15 protein-coding genes are annotated in these 18,766 nt (G+C 60.4%); 7 read left to right on the forward strand and 8 right to left on the reverse strand.

Annotation, left to right across the window (positions count from 1 at the left end; translation table 11 throughout):
- Window positions 1–75 precede the first annotated feature (75 nt).
- Window positions 76–942: a winged helix-turn-helix transcriptional regulator gene (locus O3648_RS00625; RefSeq protein ID WP_279739812.1), complete on the reverse strand. Its 867-nt coding sequence runs from the start codon at window positions 940–942 to the stop codon at window positions 76–78.
- Window positions 943–1,117: 175 nt separating this feature from the next.
- On the opposite strand from O3648_RS00625, the gene O3648_RS00630 reads away from it, so the two are divergent.
- From O3648_RS00630 to O3648_RS00660, 7 genes are all read left to right on the forward strand, one after another.
- A complete protein-coding gene (locus O3648_RS00630) occupies window positions 1,118–2,251 on the forward strand; it encodes an ABC transporter ATP-binding protein (RefSeq protein WP_279754901.1) in 1,134 nt (377 codons plus the stop codon).
- Window positions 2,248–3,150 carry an ABC transporter permease gene (locus O3648_RS00635; protein ID WP_279739806.1) on the forward strand — a complete coding sequence of 301 codons (903 nt, stop codon included), beginning with the start codon at window positions 2,248–2,250 and terminating at the stop codon, window positions 3,148–3,150. The genes O3648_RS00630 and O3648_RS00635 overlap by 4 nt, the downstream gene beginning before the upstream one ends.
- A gap of 701 nt (window positions 3,151–3,851) precedes the next feature.
- Complete coding sequence (tkt, locus tag O3648_RS00640) at window positions 3,852–5,954, forward strand: transketolase (protein WP_371567794.1); 2,103 nt, start codon at window positions 3,852–3,854, stop codon at window positions 5,952–5,954.
- A gap of 176 nt (window positions 5,955–6,130) precedes the next feature.
- A complete protein-coding gene (gene tal / locus O3648_RS00645) occupies window positions 6,131–7,234 on the forward strand; it encodes a transaldolase (RefSeq protein ID WP_314078966.1) in 1,104 nt (367 codons plus the stop codon).
- 311 nt (window positions 7,235–7,545) lie between these two features.
- Window positions 7,546–9,093 (forward strand): glucose-6-phosphate dehydrogenase, encoded by a 1,548-nt coding sequence (gene zwf / locus O3648_RS00650; protein WP_279754898.1) that lies wholly within the window; start codon window positions 7,546–7,548, stop codon window positions 9,091–9,093.
- Window positions 9,090–10,076, forward strand: coding sequence for a glucose-6-phosphate dehydrogenase assembly protein OpcA (locus O3648_RS00655; protein ID WP_279739799.1), 987 nt, complete (start codon window positions 9,090–9,092; stop codon window positions 10,074–10,076). The genes zwf and O3648_RS00655 overlap by 4 nt, the downstream gene beginning before the upstream one ends.
- Window positions 10,069–11,160 (forward strand): 6-phosphogluconolactonase, encoded by a 1,092-nt coding sequence (locus O3648_RS00660; protein WP_279754897.1) that lies wholly within the window; start codon window positions 10,069–10,071, stop codon window positions 11,158–11,160. Before O3648_RS00655 ends, O3648_RS00660 begins: the two co-directional genes overlap by 8 nt.
- A gap of 108 nt (window positions 11,161–11,268) precedes the next feature.
- On the opposite strand, the gene O3648_RS00665 is transcribed toward O3648_RS00660, so the two are convergent.
- The 7 genes from O3648_RS00665 to pgk form a co-directional block, all read right to left on the reverse strand.
- On the reverse strand, window positions 11,269–13,914 hold the full coding sequence (locus O3648_RS00665; protein ID WP_371567798.1) for a hypothetical protein: 2,646 nt from the start codon (window positions 13,912–13,914) through the stop codon (window positions 11,269–11,271).
- 460 nt (window positions 13,915–14,374) lie between these two features.
- Window positions 14,375–14,812, reverse strand: a complete 438-nt coding sequence (locus O3648_RS00670; protein ID WP_279790388.1) for a hypothetical protein — start codon at window positions 14,810–14,812, stop codon at window positions 14,375–14,377.
- A 186-nt stretch (window positions 14,813–14,998) separates the two neighbouring features.
- Window positions 14,999–15,256: a preprotein translocase subunit SecG gene (gene secG, locus O3648_RS00675; protein ID WP_005506130.1), complete on the reverse strand. Its 258-nt coding sequence runs from the start codon at window positions 15,254–15,256 to the stop codon at window positions 14,999–15,001.
- A gap of 108 nt (window positions 15,257–15,364) precedes the next feature.
- Window positions 15,365–15,850, reverse strand: a complete 486-nt coding sequence (locus O3648_RS00680; protein WP_279790392.1) for a hypothetical protein — start codon at window positions 15,848–15,850, stop codon at window positions 15,365–15,367.
- A gap of 209 nt (window positions 15,851–16,059) precedes the next feature.
- Window positions 16,060–16,836, reverse strand: a complete 777-nt coding sequence (tpiA, locus tag O3648_RS00685) for a triose-phosphate isomerase (protein WP_005509126.1) — start codon at window positions 16,834–16,836, stop codon at window positions 16,060–16,062.
- Window positions 16,837–17,079: 243 nt separating this feature from the next.
- Window positions 17,080–17,430: a hypothetical protein gene (locus O3648_RS00690; protein ID WP_371567800.1), complete on the reverse strand. Its 351-nt coding sequence runs from the start codon at window positions 17,428–17,430 to the stop codon at window positions 17,080–17,082.
- Between the two features lie 87 nt (window positions 17,431–17,517).
- Window positions 17,518–18,741, reverse strand: coding sequence for a phosphoglycerate kinase (pgk, locus tag O3648_RS00695; protein WP_279755025.1), 1,224 nt, complete (start codon window positions 18,739–18,741; stop codon window positions 17,518–17,520).
- Between the last annotated feature and the right edge of the window lie 25 nt (window positions 18,742–18,766).

Below are 18,766 nucleotides of genomic sequence, written 5' to 3' on the forward strand. Positions count from 1 at the left end.
TGCGGGCGGGGTTCAGCGTGCGGGTCGCACCCTTGAGGGGTTCATCGGGGTGCGCCGCTGGGTACTGCGTGATCGTTACACGGAAGGTTCCTCTGCGGATTCTTCTGTGTTCTTCTCACTCTCGGCGGTGACGCGGTTCAGGGGCACGTGCGTGGTACACACATGAGCACCCGAAGCCATGGTTGACAGCCTACGGACATCAACGCCGAGCAGGTCAGAAATAATCCCGGTTTCCTGCTCGCAGAACACTTGAAAGTCTCCAGCGAGGTCGCGTACCGGGCAGTGCCCCTGACAGAGCTGAATACTTGCAAGGAAATGCTCGGGAACGGTGCGTCCTGCAGGAGGTGCGGTAACCTGAGCGGTTGCCACAAAGCCGTCCTTGCTCATTGCCTCTGCGAGTGCCTGTGCTCGGGCTGCTACATCGTCACCGGCGGCTTCTACGATGGGGCGGTAGCGGGCTTCCATGTCTGCGGCGCGGGCGGATGCGAAAGCTTCGAGAGCTTCCTGTCCGACCGTGTCGCGGAGCATTTGCAAGGCATTGCGGGCGATGAGGAGGTAATCGTTGCCGAGGCGTTCGTGGCCCTGGGGGGCGATAACGTAGCGGCGGGCGGGTCGTCCAGCTCCGGCGCCGTGCTTTTTGATGGGCGCGACCTCAATCATATTGTTGGATTCGAGGGCATCGAGGTGGCGGCGTACTGCTGCGGGGGTGAGACTGAGGAGCTCACCGAGGGTTGCGGCGGATACGGGGCCGTTGTTGAGGACTTCGCGTAGGACACGGTCCCTGGTGCGTTCTTCTGCCTCGGCTTTGCGTTTGGATGTGCGTGCCGCGGAGGACTTTGTACTGGAAGCACCAGTAGATCCCGAGGCGGCGGTTCGGGCGCCGTTTCGGGTCTGCGCCTCGTTCATTGAGGCACGCTGAGGGGTCTTATTCACGGAATACACAAATAAAGTATGTCCTAATTAGTTTTTCTTTGGCTAGTTAGGTACCCCTACTTGCTAACTTTTTTACCTTAAGGTGAAGTTTTGAGTCGTACCGAGCGTGCTTTAAACGTGAGTTAGGGCATAAGATGAAGGAACACACACTCTCATTCATCGAAAAAATCGAAAGTGACAGTTTATGGAGACCACCACCGCGGGCCAGCAGGATCACCCGGGGCGTGCATCCGCCGCACCAACAGCACACGCTGAGCACCACACAGAGCCCAGCGCCTCACCCACCGCACGACGACGCACCGTCGCTGAAGAACCGGCGCTGAGCATTAAAGACCTCATCAAAGAGTTCAAACCTTCACGCGCCTTCCGCACCAAATACCCCGAACGGCTCACCGCCAGCGGGCTCTACCGCGCCGTCAACAAGGTCAACCTGCGCGTCTTCCCCGGTGAGGTGGTTGTCCTACTCGGAGCCAACGGTGCCGGTAAAACCACGACTCTCGCTTGCGCGCAGGGTCTACTTAAACCCACCCGCGGTACCGTACGCCTCCTCGGAGAAAACCCACTGCAGGCGGACCCAGAACTGCGCGCTAAGGTCGGCATTATGCTCCAGGACGGCGGCCTGCCCAACGCCATGCACCCCATTCCGTTACTGGAACACATCTCGACCATGTACACCGACCCGTACCCGGTCGAAGAGCTCGCAGAACGCCTTGGTATTGACACATTCAACGGCACCACTATTCGCCGCCTCTCGGGTGGTCAGAAGCAGCGCGTCTCCCTTGCCGCAGCCCTCATCGGCCGCCCGGACGTGCTCTTCCTCGACGAGCCCTCCGCGGGCCTGGATCCGCAATCACGCAACGTCGTCTTCGACATCATTCGTGAACAGCGTGAACTCGGCACCGCCATTGTGCTCACCACGCACCTGATTGACGACGCACAGAAGCTCGCCGACTACGTGTACATCATTGAAAACGGCGCCACGGTTCAGGAGGGTACCGTTTCCGAGCTCATCGCCAGCGACGGCACGAACCGTCTGCAGTACAGTCTGAACGCGCCCACCCTCACCTGTGAGCAGCTACTGCCCGCGCATCTGCGTGCCGGTGTGGAGCTCATCGAGAAGGTGCCCTACACCCCGGCTCGTGACGGCACCCCATCCGTGCCCGGCGAGTATGAGCTGGTCGGTGCGCTACGCCCCGAGCACCTGGCGGCATTCACCGCGGCACTCGCCGAGCACTATCTCATGCCAATTTCTCTCACCATGGAACCGAAGACTCTTGAGGATGTCTTCCTCGACATTTCAGGACGTGATATCCGATGAGCAACACCGCACGCACCGACAACAAACGGACTGCTCAAAACCCGATAGAAGAGAACCGCGCAGAGGGGAACCTAATGGAAGAACACGCCGCGAACCTCCACCCCAAGGTCTCTTCTATTGACGAAGATGAGGAGTACATTCCCCCGCGTGCGAACTACCCGCTCGTGCGCGTGATTGAGCAGGGCCGCTACGAAACCATGGCGATGCTACGCAACGGCGAGCAGCTGATGCTCAACATTATTTTTCCCGTCATGGCGCTCATTGCCCTGCGGTTCACCGGTCTGATTGATGAATACGCGAACTCGGTGGGGGTCTCCCGCATGGATGCGGCGGTCCCCGGCGTTCTGGCGCTCTGCGTGATTTCTACGGCGCTGTCGGGTCAGGGCATTGCTACCGGTTTTGACCGTCGCTACGGCGTGCTGCGGTTCCTGGCGACCACTCCCCTGGGCCGTGACGGCCTGATTATGGGCAAGTGTATTGCGGTGCTGGTGGTCGTGGCGATTCAGTTCACCCTGGTGGCGGCGCTCGGGTACGGTCTTGGGTGGCGCCCAGACGCTATCGCCCTCTCGCGCTCCATCATCACGATGATTATGGGTGCTGGCGCATTTACGGCGCTGGGTCTGCTCATTGCCGGTACGGTGCGTGCGGAGGCGACCCTCGCCATCGTGAATATTGCCTGGGTAATTCTTGCCGGTGCCGGCGGTGTCGTGTTCCCGCTGAACTCCTTCCCTGACTGGTACGCCGGAATTGTGGCCTGGTCACCCTCGGCGGCTCTGGGTGATGCGTTGCGCGGCAACTTCATTCAGCACCAGTGGCTTGCCGACCCTCACTGGGTCATCATCGTGTGGACCGTGGTCATTGGATTTATTGCCTCACGCAAGTTCAAGTGGTCCGACTAGCAGCAGCGTAAATGCAGACAATACAAGAGCAGACAGCGCTTCTTGTCATCACAGGTTAAAAGCAGGTTAAAAAGGTGGGCGCCGGATATGTTCCGATCATATCCGGCGCCCTATACACTGACCTTTCGTCCCTTAGATCGCGTACAATACACACGCTACGGGACGAAATAAAAGCCCTCTTCTCCAGAACCTTTTATCTCACAACCACAGTAAGATAATCGACGGTTTCCACGCGGAAGAGGGGCTTCAATCACCGAGATGTAGACCGACCCAACCACTGTTTCGGTCTACAACTTTGCTACTCAACCTTGACATGAGCTTCACCAATTACACAAAAATGTTACGAAACTGAACAATATTCAGCCACAAGCTCAGAAATGCAGCTCAGATATACACCGCGAACTCCGCACAGACCCCCCACAACCTGCACCATAACGGCACATCACCCCCGCTTTACCCTCGCATTACCCCCCCATCCCCGTATCATCCTGTGAATGTCTGCATTCACACATCGGATCATCCCGCCTCCTGAACTATCCTGTTAAAACAAAAGGGTCGAAACAAACCTCCCAGCTCACCGCACCTACCGGGGTACCTCCCGGCGCGGGAATAAGCACGCCCGAAGGCACGTTACACCCAACGGACAGCGCGCTAGCACAAGCCTGCTGGCGCATCCACTCACATTGTGAAAGGACACCCACGTGGCAGAGAACTTCCAGTGGACAGAAACCGACCAGCGCGCCGTAGATACCGCACGTATCCTCGCTGCAGACGCCGTAGAAAAGGTCGGATCCGGTCACCCCGGAACCGCAATGAGTCTGGCTCCGGTCGCATACCTACTCTTCCAGAAGATCATGAACCAGGATCCCGCCGACGACCGCTGGGAAGGCCGTGACCGCTTCATCCTCTCCCCCGGCCATACCTCCCTCACCCTGTACACTCAGCTGTTCCTCGGCGGCTACGGCCTGGAAATGAGCGATCTGGAAGCCCTGCGCACCTGGGGTGCTCTCACCCCCGGCCACCCCGAATACAAGCACACCAAGGGTGTAGAAATCACCACCGGCCCGCTCGGCCAGGGCCTGGCATCCGCCGTTGGCTTCGCCTACGCACAGCGCCGTATGCGCGGCATGTTCGACCCCGAAGCAGCACCGGGCACCTCCCCCTTCGATCACCACGTCTACGTCATCGCCTCCGAGGGTGACGTTCAGGAAGGCGTCACCGCCGAGGCGTGCGCGCTCGCAGGTCACCAGGAGCTCGGCAACCTGATTGTCGTCTGGGACCGCAACCACATCTCCATTGAGGAGGACACCGACGTTGCATTCACCGAGGATGTAGCAAAGCGCTACGAGTCCTATGGCTGGGATGTTCAGCGAGTGGACTGGACCCGCACCGGCGACTACGTTGAGGACGTCGCAGAACTGTACGCCGCTATTGAGCGTGCGAAGGCTGTCACCGACAAGCCCTCCTTCATTGAGCTGCGCACCGTCATCGGCTACCCCGCCCCCACTAAGCAGAACACCGGCGCAGTACACGGTTCCAAGCTCGGCGCCGATGAGGTTGCTGCCACTAAGGAACTGCTCGGCTTTGACCCCGCCAAGAGCTTCTTCATTGAGGAGAACGTGCTGGCACACACCCGCCAGCTTGTTGAGCGCGGCGCAGCGGCGCACAAGGCATGGGACGAGAAGTTCGAGGCATGGGCCAAGGCAAACCCTGAACGCTCCGAACTGTACAGGCGCCTCGTTGCAGGCGAACTGCCCGCAGATTACAAGGGTGCTTTCCCCGTGTTCGAGGCTGGCACCTCCGTGGCAACCCGTGCGGCATCCGGCACTGTCATCAACGCTATTGCTGACACCTTCCCCGAACTATGGGGCGGCTCCGCTGACCTCGCTGGCTCAAACCTGACCACTATCAAGGGTGCAGAGTCCTTCAACCCGGCATCGCGCAGCACCGAAGACTGGACCGGCAACCCCTACGGCCGTGTGCTGCACTTCGGTATTCGTGAGCATGCTGCCGCAGCAATCGTTAACGGTATTGTGCTCTCCTCCCCCACCCGCGCATTCTCGGGCACCTTCTTCGTGTTCTCCGACTACCAGCGCCCGGCTGTTCGCCTCTCCGCACTGATGGGCGTTCCCTCAGTGTACGTGTGGACCCACGATTCCATTGGTGTGGGCGAGGACGGCCCCACCCACCAGCCGATCGAGCACCTCTCCGCCCTGCGCGCTATCCCCGGCTTCGACGTGGTTCGCCCCGCGGACGCTAACGAAACCGCCGTCGCATGGCGCACCATCCTGGAGAAGTCCGATCGCCCCGCAGGTATCGTACTCTCCCGCCAGAACCTGCCCGTCTGGGCTCGTGAAGACGTGCATGCAGACGCTGAGGGCGAAAAGTTCGCTTCCGCTGAGGGCACCGCACGCGGCGGCTACATCATGGCTGATACCGAGGGCACCCCGGACGTCATCCTGATCGCTACCGGTTCTGAGGTTGAGCTGGCCATTCAGGCCCGCGTAACTCTCGCAGAGCAGGGCATCGCCGCTCGCGTGGTTTCCATGCCTTCGCGTGAGTGGTTCGCTGAGCAGGACGCAGAATACCGCGAGTCGGTTCTGCCCTCCTCGGTTGCCGCCCGTGTCTCCGTTGAGGCTGGCCTGGCAATGAGCTGGTACGACCTACTCGGCACCGCCGGCCGCGCCGTATCTATAGAGCACTTCGGTGCCTCCGCCGATGCAAAGACCCTGTACCGCGAATTCGGTATCACCTCGGAAGCTGTCGTGGCTGCCGCTAAGGAATCCATCGAGGCAGCAAAATAAAACTTTGTCCACCACATCCGTCTGAGTATGCACCCTCTTAGGGCACATATATGAGGTGGTTGTGGTGAACGACGGGTAGGCTCCGGCTCATATTACTGAGCCGGAGCCTACCCAACCCCGGCAGTTTTTTACCGTTATCCAATTGTTATTTCTGACAAAGAATCGAAGGTTTTCACATGTCTGAGTCCACTCAGAAGCTTTCCGACGCTGGCGTCTCTATCTGGCTTGACGACCTCTCCCGTGAGCGTCTGACCAGCGGCAACCTCGCCGAACTCATCGAGACCCACAATGTCGTCGGTGTGACCACCAACCCCACCATCTTCGCTGGTGCGCTCGCCAAGGGTGCCGCATACGCTGAACAGATGCGTGAACTTGCCGCAGTCGGCGCAAGCGTTGAAGAGGCAGTCTTCGCCGCAACCTGCGACGACGTACGCGTAGCCTGCGACGTATTCGCACCCGTCTATAAGGCATCCAACGGTTTTGACGGTCGCGTCTCCATCGAGGTTGACCCCCGCCTGGCACGCGACGCCGAAGGCACCGTCAAAATGGCACATGAACTCTACGAGCGTGTGGGCCGCGAAAACGTCATGATCAAGATTCCTGCAACCCAGGAAGGCCTGCGTCCCATCGCTGAGACCCTGGCTGCTGGCATCAGCGTGAACGTGACCCTGATTTTCTCCCTGACCCGCTACCGAGAGGTCATCAACGCCTACATGCTCGGCCTGGAGCAGGCGCTGGAAAACGGTAAGGACCTGTCCACCATCCACTCGGTCGCATCCTTCTTTGTCTCCCGAGTAGACACCGAAATTGATGCGCGCCTCGAAGCTGCCGGCGGTGACGCTGCGCAGCTCAAGGGCAAGGCAGGTCTGGCAAATGCACGCCTCGCCTACGAGGTGTTCGAGGAAATGTTCTCCTCCCAGCGTTGGGCACGCCTGCAGGCCCACGGCGCGAACGTACAGCGCCCGCTGTGGGCATCCACCGGTGTGAAGGACCCTTCGCTGCCGGACACCCTGTACGTCACTGGCCTGGTCGCACCCAATACCGTGAACACCATGCCCGAGGCAACCCTGAACGCTGTTGCTGACCACGGTGAAATCACCGGCAACACCATCGTGCCGAATTACTCCGAATCCAACAAGATTCTGGACGCTATTGGTGCCGCAGGTGTCTCCTACACCGAGGTCGTAGAGAAGCTCGAGGTTGAGGGCCTGTCCAAGTTCGACGTTTCCTGGGAAGAACTGCTGCAGACCGTCCGTAAGGCGCTTGAGCAGGCCAAGTAACCATACCCATTAGCTGCTGACATTCAACAGCTGCTCAACTGTAGCGCGCTACCTACCGCTACGGATACGCACCACCTCACGTATATGTTGGTAAGCACCCAACCCACCCGGATTCTTGCAGAGATTCTCACCGGGCTTCACCGCCCGAAGCGTCCCAGAGAATTTAGGCGGGTTAGGTGCTCCTCATATCGTCCCGTCAAAACCGGTACAATACAGGGTACACACCTTCCAGAATGCGGCATCCCCTCCGTGCGAATAAGGTACGAACCGCGCGCCGCACGAACCAACCAAGGCAATCAAAGGAATATATTGTGACTAACGGTCATGAAGCGAACCCCCTCAGGGATACTCGCGACCGCCGCATTACCCGCATTGCGGGGCCGTCCGCGCTCGTTTTCTTTGGCGTAACCGGTGACCTGGCCCGCAAGAAGCTGCTTCCGGCAGTATACGATCTAATGAACCGCGGTTTGCTCCCCCCGAGCTTCGGCCTCGTCGGCTTCGGCCGCCGTCCCTGGAGCGATGACGACTTCCGCGCCTACGTGCGTGAATCTGTTGAGGCAAACGCCCGCACCCCCTTCCGTGAGGATGTGTGGAACCAGTTCCAGCAGGGCATGCGATTCGTTGAAGGTGCCTTCGACGACGACGCAGCCTATGAACAGCTCAAGAGCACCCTCGCAGAACTCGATGAGCGTGGTGCCCACGGCAACCACGCATTCTACCTGTCGATTCCCCCAAAGGCATTCGAGCAGGTTCTCACCAAGCTCGCTGAACACGACCTCGCATCCGGCGATAACGACACCATCAACCCCGTCGACGGTTGGCGCCGCGTGGTCATCGAAAAGCCCTTCGGTCACAACCTTGAAAGCGCACGCGAACTGAACTCCATCGTGGAGGCAGTCTTCCCGCCCGACGCAGTGTTCCGCATCGACCACTACCTCGGCAAGGAAACCGTGCAGAACATCCTGGCAATGCGTTTCTCCAACCAGATGTTTGAACCGCTCTGGAACTCTAACTACGTTGACCACGTCCAGATCACCATGGCCGAAGACATCGGCATCGGCTCCCGCGCAGGCTACTACGACGGCGTGGGTGCAGCCCGCGACGTCATCCAGAACCATCTGTTGCAGCTGCTCGCCCTCACCGCTATGGAAGAGCCCCTCAGCCTCGATGCCAAGCACCTGCGCGCCGAAAAAGCTAAGGTCCTCGAAGCACTCCGCATTGACGATCTGCCGAACTCCTTCGCGCTCGGCCAGTATGCTGCAGGCTACCAGGGCGGAGAACACGTCAACGGCTTCTTCGACGAAAATGACATCCCTGCAGACTCCCGCACCGAAACTTTTGCGGCGCTGAAGGTCTCCATCGCAAACCGCCGTTGGGAAGGCACCCCCTTCTACCTGCGCGCCGGTAAGCGCCTGGGCCGCCGCGTCACCGAAATCGCGGTGGTCTTCAAGAAGTCCTCCGACCGTCTCTTCGGCGAAAGCGAAAACCTGCAGGCAGGCCAGAACGCCGTCGTTATTCGTGTGCAGCCCGATGAGGGTATGACCATCCGCTTCGCTGCGAAGGTCCCTGGCACCCAGATGGAAATCCGCGACGTCAACATGGACTTCGGCTACGGCCACTCCTTCACCGAAGAGTCCCCCGAAGCCTACGAACGCCTCATCCTGGACGTTCTACTCGGCGAACCACCGCTGTTCCCCCGCCACGAAGAAGTTGAACTCTCCTGGAAGATTCTCGACCCATTCGAAGAGTATTGGGAAGAAAACCGCATTAAGCCTGAACCCTACGAGTCCGGTTCGTGGGGTCCGCGTTCAGCGCACGAAATGCTCGAACGCGACAACCGCGCTTGGAGGCGCCCGTGATCTCGCACCTGCACAACACCACCGTTTCTGCCATCAACAAGGAACTGAGCCAGTTGCGCGCCAACAACGGTAGCCTCAGCAGCGGACGAGTACTCACCCTCGTTGTCCTCGCGGAAAAGGGCCATTCCCGCGAAGCAATGCGCGCCGCAATTCGTGCCTCCCACGAACACCCGAGCCGCATTATCGTACACATCTCCCACGACCCGCTCGACCCCGACCAGTTGGATGCAGAAATCCACCTTGGCGGCGACACTGGCGCATCCGAGATGATTGTTCTGCGCGGTTGGGGTAGCGCATCCCGCCCGACTGAAGCACTGATTTCCGGTCTGCTACTGCCTGACTCCCCGATTGTGGTCTGGTGGCCGCACTCAGTTCCGGAGAACCCAGCACAGCACTCCATCGGTCGTATCGCTCAGCGTCGTATCACCGACTCTGCGCGCGCTGAGGATCCGAAGGAAGCTCTCAAGCACCTCGCCGAGGTGTACCGCGCCGGGGATACCGACCTGGCGTGGACCCGCCTCACCCTGTGGCGTACCCAGCTGGCTGCGCTCCTGGAGCAGATGCCTTCCTCCCCCGTACACCGCGTGGTTGTGTGGGGTTCGGACAAGTCCCCCTCCGTGGTTCTGCTCGGTACTTGGCTCGGTTGGAAGCTTGAAGCGCCCGTACACCTCGCGACCATCGGTGCGGCAAACCGCGGCCTGTACCGCGTCAGCATTGAGCGTGAAGACGGTTCCGTGACAATGTTCCGCCCCGGTATTTCCGTGGCGACTATTTCCACCCCGTACGCACCCGATCAGCAGATTGCGTTGCCGGTGCGTACCCTCGCCGAGTGCATCTCTGAGGAGCTGCGCCGCCTCGACCCGGACGACACCTACAGTGACGTGCTGAAGCAGGCGCTGCGCACCGTAACCCTCGTGGACGATACCTGCCAGCCTGAAGACATGCTGGATCTCGAAGAATACCCGGAGGTTTTCGATGCCTAAGATTCAGAACATGGGCGCATCCACCCCTACCCTGGTGACGCACCCGACCCGCGAGGCTCTCGCAGCAGACGCGGTGACCCGGATCCTCGACATCATTGAGCACGTGCTCTCTGAGCGCACCATCGCCCACATTTCGCTGACCGGCGGCACGATGGGTATCGCTACCTTGAAGGCGTGGGCTGAGAACGAGCGTGTGAAGAATATCGACTGGTCCCGCGTGCACTTCTGGTTCTCCGACGAGCGTTACGTGCCCGAGCGCAGCCCCGAACGTAATGACGGTCAGGCTATTGAGGTGCTGCTCGCTCCCCTGCTTTCGCACGGCCTGGTCGTAGACAATGTGCACCGCATGGGTCCGTCCGATATTTTCACCGGCCTTGAGGCTGCCGCCGAGCACTACGCCTTTGAGATGCGCGACTACGCCGGTTCCGCACCGGCTATGAGCGTGCAGATGCCTGAGGGCGCAACCGAACTGCCGCTGGCTGGCGGTCACGGTGGCGGTGCAGGTCACGAGCACGGCGGCTCTGGCAGCTGTGGTTGTGGTGGCGGCGGTTGTGGTTCTTCCGCACCCGAGCAGTCCATCGAAGAGACCACCTTGGAAGACTTCGACGCTGCCGCTGAGGCTTCTGAGCCCGCAGGTGGTTGCGGATGCGGCGGCGGAGGCTGCGGTGGTGGCCAGTGGCCCGCACCGGTCTTTGACATCACCCTGCTGGGCATGGGCCCGGATGGTCATATTGCTTCCCTGTTCCCGGGCCGTAAGCAGGTTCTGCTGGGTACCGGTCTGCCGGAGGATCCGGTTGAGGGCGGTAAGGCTGTGACCGTGATGGTTTCTGATTCGCCGAAGCCGCCGGCTGAGCGTGTGTCGGTGACCCTGCCGATTATCAATAATTCGCGTCACGTGTTCTTCCTCATCACCGGTGAGGATAAGCAGGATGCGACCAGCCGCCTTCTGGCTGGCGCGAAGCTGGACGCTGAGGATCTGAACGCGCAGCTACTGCTGGAAACCCCGGCGATGGGTGCGCGCGGTAAGAAGCAGACCCTGATTTTTGCGACCGAGGAGTCGTTGGCTCCTGAGAACCGCCCGTAAGGTTCTGGTTCTGAATTAGTTCTGGTTCGGTTCTGAACTGCACCAAACATAGAAAAGTGGAGCCCCGGATAGACACCTATCCGGGGCTCCACTTTTCGCTACGCCCGCCTACTTTTCAGTAGCGGCAGGATTCTGCGGCTGCTGTTCATGGGGCTGCTCCGCTTCGTTTTCGAAGCTCACGTACAGTGCCGCCAGTGACGGAACCGTCGCCTCCAGCACCTTCTGCGCCTCCTCAGCGGTCGGTGCGAGCTTCGCGCCGGTAAGTTGCAGATACTCGCGCACCGTCATGGGCTGCGCCCAGTCAAAGTGCTCACGCACGGCGGTGATATTTGCGCCTGACTGCAGCACGTTAATGCCATGGGCCAGACCGATATCCGTCACCTTCACGATAGCGTCGGTCTCCCCCGGGATATCGTACGGGTCGCAGTTCTGCAGATCTACAATGAACGGCAGCACGCCGCGGCTCTCAGCGCGCAGAGTGAACTTGGTGTGCACCTGACTCACCTCGTGCACCTCACCCACACCCACGGCGGGAACCACCATGAAGCCTGCCTGCAGGTCGTTCACCGCGTCTAGGGTGCGTACCTCCCCGAAGCCTGAGTATAGCTGCACCACCGGCACGAGGTAGCGCACCTCCGCCTTGAGCGCCTTACGAGCCTCAATATCGATGTACTCCCATGCACCACCAGTACCGTCTGTAATGTCACCAGAGTGGTGCGCGTAAATGGCGTCCTGGCTGTTCTTCACGGTCTGCGACCAGTAGCTGATCTTGTCCATGTAGTTGCCTTCAGCATCAAACATCATCAGCGATAGATCAATGTCCACACCCTCATTCCAGAAGCAGAAGAGGCGAATCACGCCGGTGGACGGCAGGTGCACCGTCGAGGTGTTGTAGCGGCCCATACCGTCCAGGGAGGGGCGAGCGCTGCGGGTGTTCAGCGGCATGATCGTATCGCCCACCTCGTCAGGCAGGTAGATGCTGGTCTCGGCAAGGCGACCGGACAGGCCAATTTCGACCAGGCGCTCCAGCAGGTCCAGCACCACCGGACTGTACTCGCGCGCCGGAATCATGGTAGCGATACCGGTCTTGGACAGGTTCATGCGCTGCGGGGCGGCAGGCTTAGCCTTCTGGTCAGAAGCCTCACGGCGCTCTCCGCGCTGGCTTGCGGCAGGTTCGGAGCCGACCGGAATGGAAAGCAGCGGGTTCTCCGGGCCGGAATGAGCGCCAAAGAACGAGCCCAATGGGTTCGGGATACCCGCATTCTGCATGAGGTTCTGAACCATCGCGATGCCCTCTGAGTTGCGGCGCGAGTAGTCAGCAAGCTCCCGGTCCTCCTGCCCCGCCACCGGGTTGACGGGGCGCTCCTTCGGCGGGTTTGCGAGCGCGTTACGTTGCAGGGTCACCAGGTTGCGGATCTGCACCAGGATAGGCGCAGATACGCGCGGCGCCACGGCGGCAAACGCGTCAAAGATGACCTGCTGGCCGGGGCTCGGCGCGGTATCAATGCCGTAGCGGGGTGTTTCAAAAGTGTCCAGGGCGCGCACCAGCTGGCGTGCAAACACACCGGGGCGGGTGGAGAGCAGACGTGCCACGTTCTGCGCATCCCGAGTTGCGTAGGCGCGGTCTACCAGCGACTCGAAGCTGTGCACCTCACCGCGGTACAGGTCGTCAGCCCAGTGGCTCAGCGCGGCCAGCGACGGGTAGTCGCCGGGGTGAACCGCCTTGACGAGGCGCTTGTACATTTCGGCGTTGGGTGCGCTGTCGTAGCGAGCGCCGACCGGGTCGGCATCAATAATGCGGTTGAGCAAGTGGGCGATGCGGGTGCGTTCGCTACGGCGCAGCTTCAGGCGCGGCGCGGCGCTCAGGCTCAAATCCCCCACCGTGCCGTTGAAACGCAGACGCGAGTATGCGGCGGCGAGGGCGAGCGCCTCCTTCATGGTGCGCAAATGCTCGGCATCTTCGGGATGCAGGCAGGCGGCGATGAACACGCGGTTTTCGCGGCTGGTGTTCTCCGGTCGGGTAGCCGGCAGCGCGTCATGCTGGGCGAGGAAACGGCGCAACGCCACAAGGTCGCGCTGGTCGGTCTGGTTGTACGCCTGCTGCTGACCGAGCAGCTGCTGGTAAAGGGCATCCGCCATGATCAGGGCATTTTGCACGCCGCTGACCATCTGCAGGGGTCGGCGGTTGCGTTCCATACTGGTGAAGTTGGAGCGACTCATCGGCTGCTGCCACTCGTAAGGCACGTAGTTCTCGGGCAGACCACCAAGGATGCGCTCGGTGCCGTCCGGGTTGTAGTACGGGTTGGAGAGGTAGTGCATGATCTGCTCGGTGTAGCGCTGCTCGTCGGTGAGCGTCAGGGTGCGCAGATCAAAGTCGCGGCGGAATACGCGGCCGGGGCGGTACCCGTATTCGTAGGACCAGATGGTCGCGAACAGGGCAAATTCGTTGGCGCTGGCGTTTAGCGCCTGGGCGAGGGACTCGTTGCTGAGGGTCAGACCGCAATTGCTCAGGAGGGATACTCGCCCCAGGTCGGTGTCGAATGCGCCGGAGTGGTGTAGCTCGTTAATGCTCGAGTAGTTCGAGCGGTAGTAGGGGCCATACAGGTCGGTGAAGACGTACACGCCGTAGCGGCGCATCAGGATGAGGCGCACGAGGGGGCTGAGGCCCTCGGGTGCTTCGCCGTGAAGGTATGCAGATTCGTTAAGGTAGGGTGATTCTTGCAGGTAGGGGGATGCGTCATAGGGATTGGTCACGGGTCGTCCTTTCCGTTGGTCTCACCCGACTGTCACCGTCGGTGGTGTATCTATGTTCTTATCGTAGCGGCGTGGGCACGAGTTGTCGCTGGGTTTGGTCATCGGGACCTGCGGTGTACATCTTCGCGGGGTGCAACGGACCGTTACGTATCGCGGAGTTTGGGCGGCGCTTATCCGGTGTTTGTGTATCGGTCGCTTGCTGATCTGTTGGCTGCTCACCTGTTGGCCGCGTGGGAACGGGGTTAAAAGAAAAATGGCGGGAAGCGAAGAATCCGATAAATATAAGAAAAGATATTTCAGAAAGTAGGACTCTTCATGATCCGCCATTACCTATAGAGTACTCCCGCCCCGCGACGGTGGTCAAGCCTTTTCGTCACCGAAGCATGCTCTGGGGTTTCTACCCGCCGGTGAGGCTTTAGCTAAGGGGCAAGTAGCCTCACCGGCAGGTCGGTTTTTCGGGCTAGGACTCCCCCAGTAGCGCGAGCACGGCGCGCAGGGGCGGGTTGACGTCTACGTTGGTGACGCCTACGGCGCTGTGACTGGCGTCAAGTGCGCTGGAGTCAACGTCAAGGCGCACGTACACTCCACAGCAGGTGCTGAAGGATTCGAAGCGCAGGCCTTCGGCGGTGCTGGTGACGACCGGGTCTGCGGCGCGTAGGGCTCCGGCGAGGGAGCTGGGCGGCACGTAGAAGCGGGTGCGGGCGACCCTGGCGACGACCAGTAGTGCGGTGGCGTAGACGTCTGCTCGTTCGAGGAACCCGGAGAAGAAGTACGGGTGAGAGGCGGCGCCTTCGGGGGTACTGCCGCCGCTGGTGGCGAGGCTGAGCGCGCGGGAGTCGGCGCCGTCGATGAGGGCTGACGGGGCGGTGTACGTGTAATCGAGGGTGTAGGCACTCATGGCTTCTTTGCCTTTCGTATGTGGTGTATACGTCCTATGATGCCGTAAAGACTCGCGCCCCGCTACCGCTTTCGTCATTGCCGTTTGGTGCATAAAAAATCCCCGGCATTCTCGGTTGAGAAGTGCCGGGGAAAAGCTCTATTGGCTCACCCTCGATGGGGTGGGCGTGGGCTCTGACGAGGGCGACTAGACGACGATCTGGCCGTTGAAGCGCATTGCCAGGCCGTACAGGACCACTGCGATAACCCAGATGACGATCACGGTGACGGTCAGGCGGATCAGGTTCTTGGACGCCATACCGGAGGAGTTCAGGGAGTTGGTCATACCGCCGCCGAACATGTCGGAGAGGCCGCCGCCCTGACCGCGGTTGAGCAGCACAAGCATCACCGCGATCACGCTGGTGATGGCGATGATGACCATGAGTACGTTCATGATGACGTCCATGGGGACCTTCCTTCGTTGTCTTCTGGTGGGGTGCCTGGACTGCGCGGGCGCAGACAGACGGGTTTAACTATACGCTACGGCCGCCATTCGGTCACGTTAAGTGGCTTTTTACGCGTCGCGGTTGCTACGGCGCTGGTATTCGCTGGGGGTCAGCTGCAGGGCTGCGGGGCGGTCGGTGAGCACACGCTGGGCAGTGAGTTCGTCGCCTTCAGTGTCGTAGGCGCGCACGTATCCGCCGTCGATGAGGTAGTAGGTGAACTGCTGTGCGGCTGCCCAGTAGGCGCCTCCTTCAGCGTAGAAGCCCTGGTCTACCCAGTCGCGCAGGGTGAGGGTCACGGGGATTTCCGGTGAGGAGGTGCGACTGTAGAGCTGGTCAAGAAATTGGTCGCGGCGGCTCTCGAAGTACTGGTATTCGGGCGAGGGGTCCTGGTACTCTGCACCGCCTGCGTAGCCGATGTTGCCGCCGACATTGCCGGGTAGGCGCGGGGCGCTCACTTTGCGGTTGCGCAGATAGCTGTAGAGGATCATGCCGACGAGGGCTGCGACGACCAGGGAAAAACCAAAGCTGAACATGCCAATAAGTGTACGGGGCAAACCGCGAGGTTGGTGTATTCTGGGCGGGTTTTGTGGTTAGGGGCGAACGCGCCCGGCTCTTACGCCTGAGTCATACACCAGCCTCCTACGCCCGCCCTTTGCCCCTCCCCCCGCCGCTAACTCGGTGGCGGGTAAATGGTTCAGCGCCCGGTCGGGTGGGTACCCGCCGGGCGCTGTAACGCTATGAGACGCTATGCTACGTCGAGGTTTTATGCGTCGAAGCGTGCGATTGCTGCGAATTCGTCAGCCTGCAGGGATGCGCCGCCGACAAGTACGCCGTCCACGTCTTCCTTGCCCATGATGGAGGGTGCGGAGGAGGACTTGACGGAGCCGCCGTAGAGAACGCGTACCTTCTCTGCAACGTCTGCGGAGTAGAGCTTGGCGATTTCTGCGCGGATTGCTGCGGACATTTCCTGTGCGTCGTCTGCGGTTGCGACCTTGCCGGTGCCGATTGCCCAGACGGGCTCGTATGCGATGACGAGGGTTTCTGCCTGCTCTGCGGTCAGACCTGCGATGGAGCCGCGTAGCTGCTCGAGGGTGTACTCGACGTGGGTGCCTGCTTCGCGGATTTCGAGGGGCTCACCGACGCAGAGAACGGGGGTCAAGCCGTGCTTGTATGCTGCCTGGACCTTTGCTGCGCAGAGCTCGTCACTTTCGTGGTGGTAGGTGCGGCGCTCGGAGTGGCCGACGAGTACGAAGGTTGCGCCGAGCTTGGAGAGGAATGCGCCGGAGATTTCGCCGGTGTATGCGCCGGAGTCGTGGACGGAGAGGTCCTGACCGCCGTAGAGGATGTCCAGCTTGTCGCCTTCGACGAGGGTCTGCACGGAGCGGATGTCGGTGAAGGGCGGGAAGACGGCTACTTCGGTTGCGGAGAAGTTGAAGTTTGCGTCGTCGAGGGTCCATGCGAGCTTCTGGACGAGGGTGACTGCCTCTGCGTGGTTGAGGTTCATCTTCCAGTTGCCTGCGATGAGGGGCTTACGCGACATAGTTCGCTCCTTAGCTCTCCCGCGCGGTATACCGTACGGGGTTGTTGTTCGGAATTTTCCTTTTCTATTTTAGAGGTTTGAGGGCATATTTTCACGGTTTTTGGCGCTTTTTATGCTCTCTGATGAGCATCCTCACCCTACGTTCACTGATTGTGTTGAACCCGGGTACGAAGTACCGGCAGGGTGGAGCTTAGGGGAATATACCCTGCCGATATTCTGCCGGTGGTGTTTGTCTACGGTGTGCTAGTAGCCGCCTCGGAGGCCGCCGCGGAAGAGATACGCCTCAATGCAGAAGAAGGCAATCGTCAGAACAATCACAAGAAGTCTTATGGCGAAGGAACGGCTCCAGGGCAGTTTTCGGGCAGCAATCTTCTCAACGATGAGCGCCGCAAGAGCACAATAGGTGAAGCAGACGCACAGCAAAACAACAAACGAAATGATGAGAGTAGCCGTTGCTACCGAGGAAGATTCCCAATAGGCGTAGTACATCCAGCGGTAGGGAGCGTTTGTGATGAAGTAAGCAGTGAATCCACCGGTGGGGAGACAGATGAGCGAGTAGAGGCCCATACGCTTGGGCTCTGCGGGGGCAGACATCTAGAAACCCCCGCGGGAACGGTACCGAAGTACCGCCCGGCGGGGGTTCCTTACACTAAAACCGTGTACTAAATCTGTGCATCCAGATTAGGCGCCCAGTGCCTCCAGGCCGGGCAGGGTCTTACCCTCAATGTACTCGAGGGAAGCACCACCACCGGTGGAGATGTGGCCGAACTGCTCATCCTTGAAGCCCAGGTTACGGACTGCAGATGCGGAGTCGCCACCACCAATGATGGAGAATGCGTCAGACTCGACGATTGCCTTTGCTACAGCGCGGGTACCCTCAGCAAAGGGAGCAATCTCGAACACGCCAACGGGGCCGTTCCAGAAGATGGTCTTTGCCCCCTTAATCTTCTCAGCGAAAATCTCAGCGGTCTTGGGACCAATGTCCAGACCCTCAGCCTCTGCACCGAGCTTGCCGCCGGTCAGGTCCTCAACGGGGCGGACCTCGGTGTTAGCGTCAGCGGAGAATGCGTCAGCCCAAACAACGTCCACTGCGGTAATAATCTCGGTGCCCTTCTCGGGAGCTTCCTTCAGGTAACGCAAAACGTTCTCGACCTGGTCCTTCTCCAGCAACGACTGGCCGACCTCGTAGCCCTTTGCGTATGCGAAGGTATAGCCCATGCCGCCACCAATGAGGATGGTGTCAGCCTTTCCGATCAGGTTGTCAATCACGGCGAGCTTATCAGAAACCTTAGCGCCACCCATGACCACAACGAAGGGACGCTCGGGGTCGTTCAGGGTCTTAGCCAGAACATCAACTTCCTTCTTCACCAGGTCACCCAGGTATGCGGGCAGACGCTTAGCAACGTCGTAAACGGAAGCGTGCTTGCGGTGAACTGCGCCGAATGCGTCGTTCACGTATGCGCCGTTCTCGCCGGTCAGCGCGACCAGTTCGTCAGCGAATTCGCCGCGCTCTGCGTCATCCTTGGAGGTTTCGCGTGCGTCGTAGCGGACGTTCTCAACGACCAGAACTTCGCCGTCAGCCAGGGCTGCTGCCTTAGCTTTTGCGTCCTCGCCTACCAGGTCGGTTGCAACCTTCACAGGCACGGATGCCAGCTCAGCCAGACGTGCAGCTGCCGGTGCGATGGAGTACTGGGGGTCGACCTTGCCCTTGGGACGGCCCAGGTGTGCGGTCACGATAACGCGTGCGCCAGCCTTGGCAAGCTTCTCAATGACGGGCAGGGATGCGCGGACGCGGCCATCATCGGTGACAACGCCGTCCTTCAGGGGTACGTTCAGGTCGGAACGGACCAGAACGTGGCGGCCTGCGACGCCTTCTTCGAGCAGTTCGGACAGTGCCTTAGCCATAGGAATTCCTCCTGGATAGGTGGGT

It is taken from the genome of Rothia sp. 27098_8_161 (assembly GCF_041432905.1).
Classification (GTDB): domain Bacteria; phylum Actinomycetota; class Actinomycetes; order Actinomycetales; family Micrococcaceae; genus Rothia.

Coding starts and splice junctions, on each gene's coding strand:
- O3648_RS00670 (WP_279790388.1), bottom strand. CDS start 14,812: ATGAGTGCCTACACCCTCGATTACACGTACACCGCCCCGTCAGCCCTC.
- tal (WP_314078966.1), top strand. CDS start 6,131: ATGTCTGAGTCCACTCAGAAGCTTTCCGACGCTGGCGTCTCTATCTGG.
- pgk (WP_279755025.1), bottom strand. CDS start 18,741: ATGGCTAAGGCACTGTCCGAACTGCTCGAAGAAGGCGTCGCAGGCCGC.
- O3648_RS00660 (WP_279754897.1), top strand. CDS start 10,069: ATGCCTAAGATTCAGAACATGGGCGCATCCACCCCTACCCTGGTGACG.
- O3648_RS00630 (WP_279754901.1), top strand. CDS start 1,118: ATGGAGACCACCACCGCGGGCCAGCAGGATCACCCGGGGCGTGCATCC.
- tpiA (WP_005509126.1), bottom strand. CDS start 16,836: ATGTCGCGTAAGCCCCTCATCGCAGGCAACTGGAAGATGAACCTCAAC.
- secG (WP_005506130.1), bottom strand. CDS start 15,256: ATGGACGTCATCATGAACGTACTCATGGTCATCATCGCCATCACCAGC.
- O3648_RS00690 (WP_371567800.1), bottom strand. CDS start 17,430: ATGTCTGCCCCCGCAGAGCCCAAGCGTATGGGCCTCTACTCGCTCATC.
- O3648_RS00635 (WP_279739806.1), top strand. CDS start 2,248: ATGAGCAACACCGCACGCACCGACAACAAACGGACTGCTCAAAACCCG.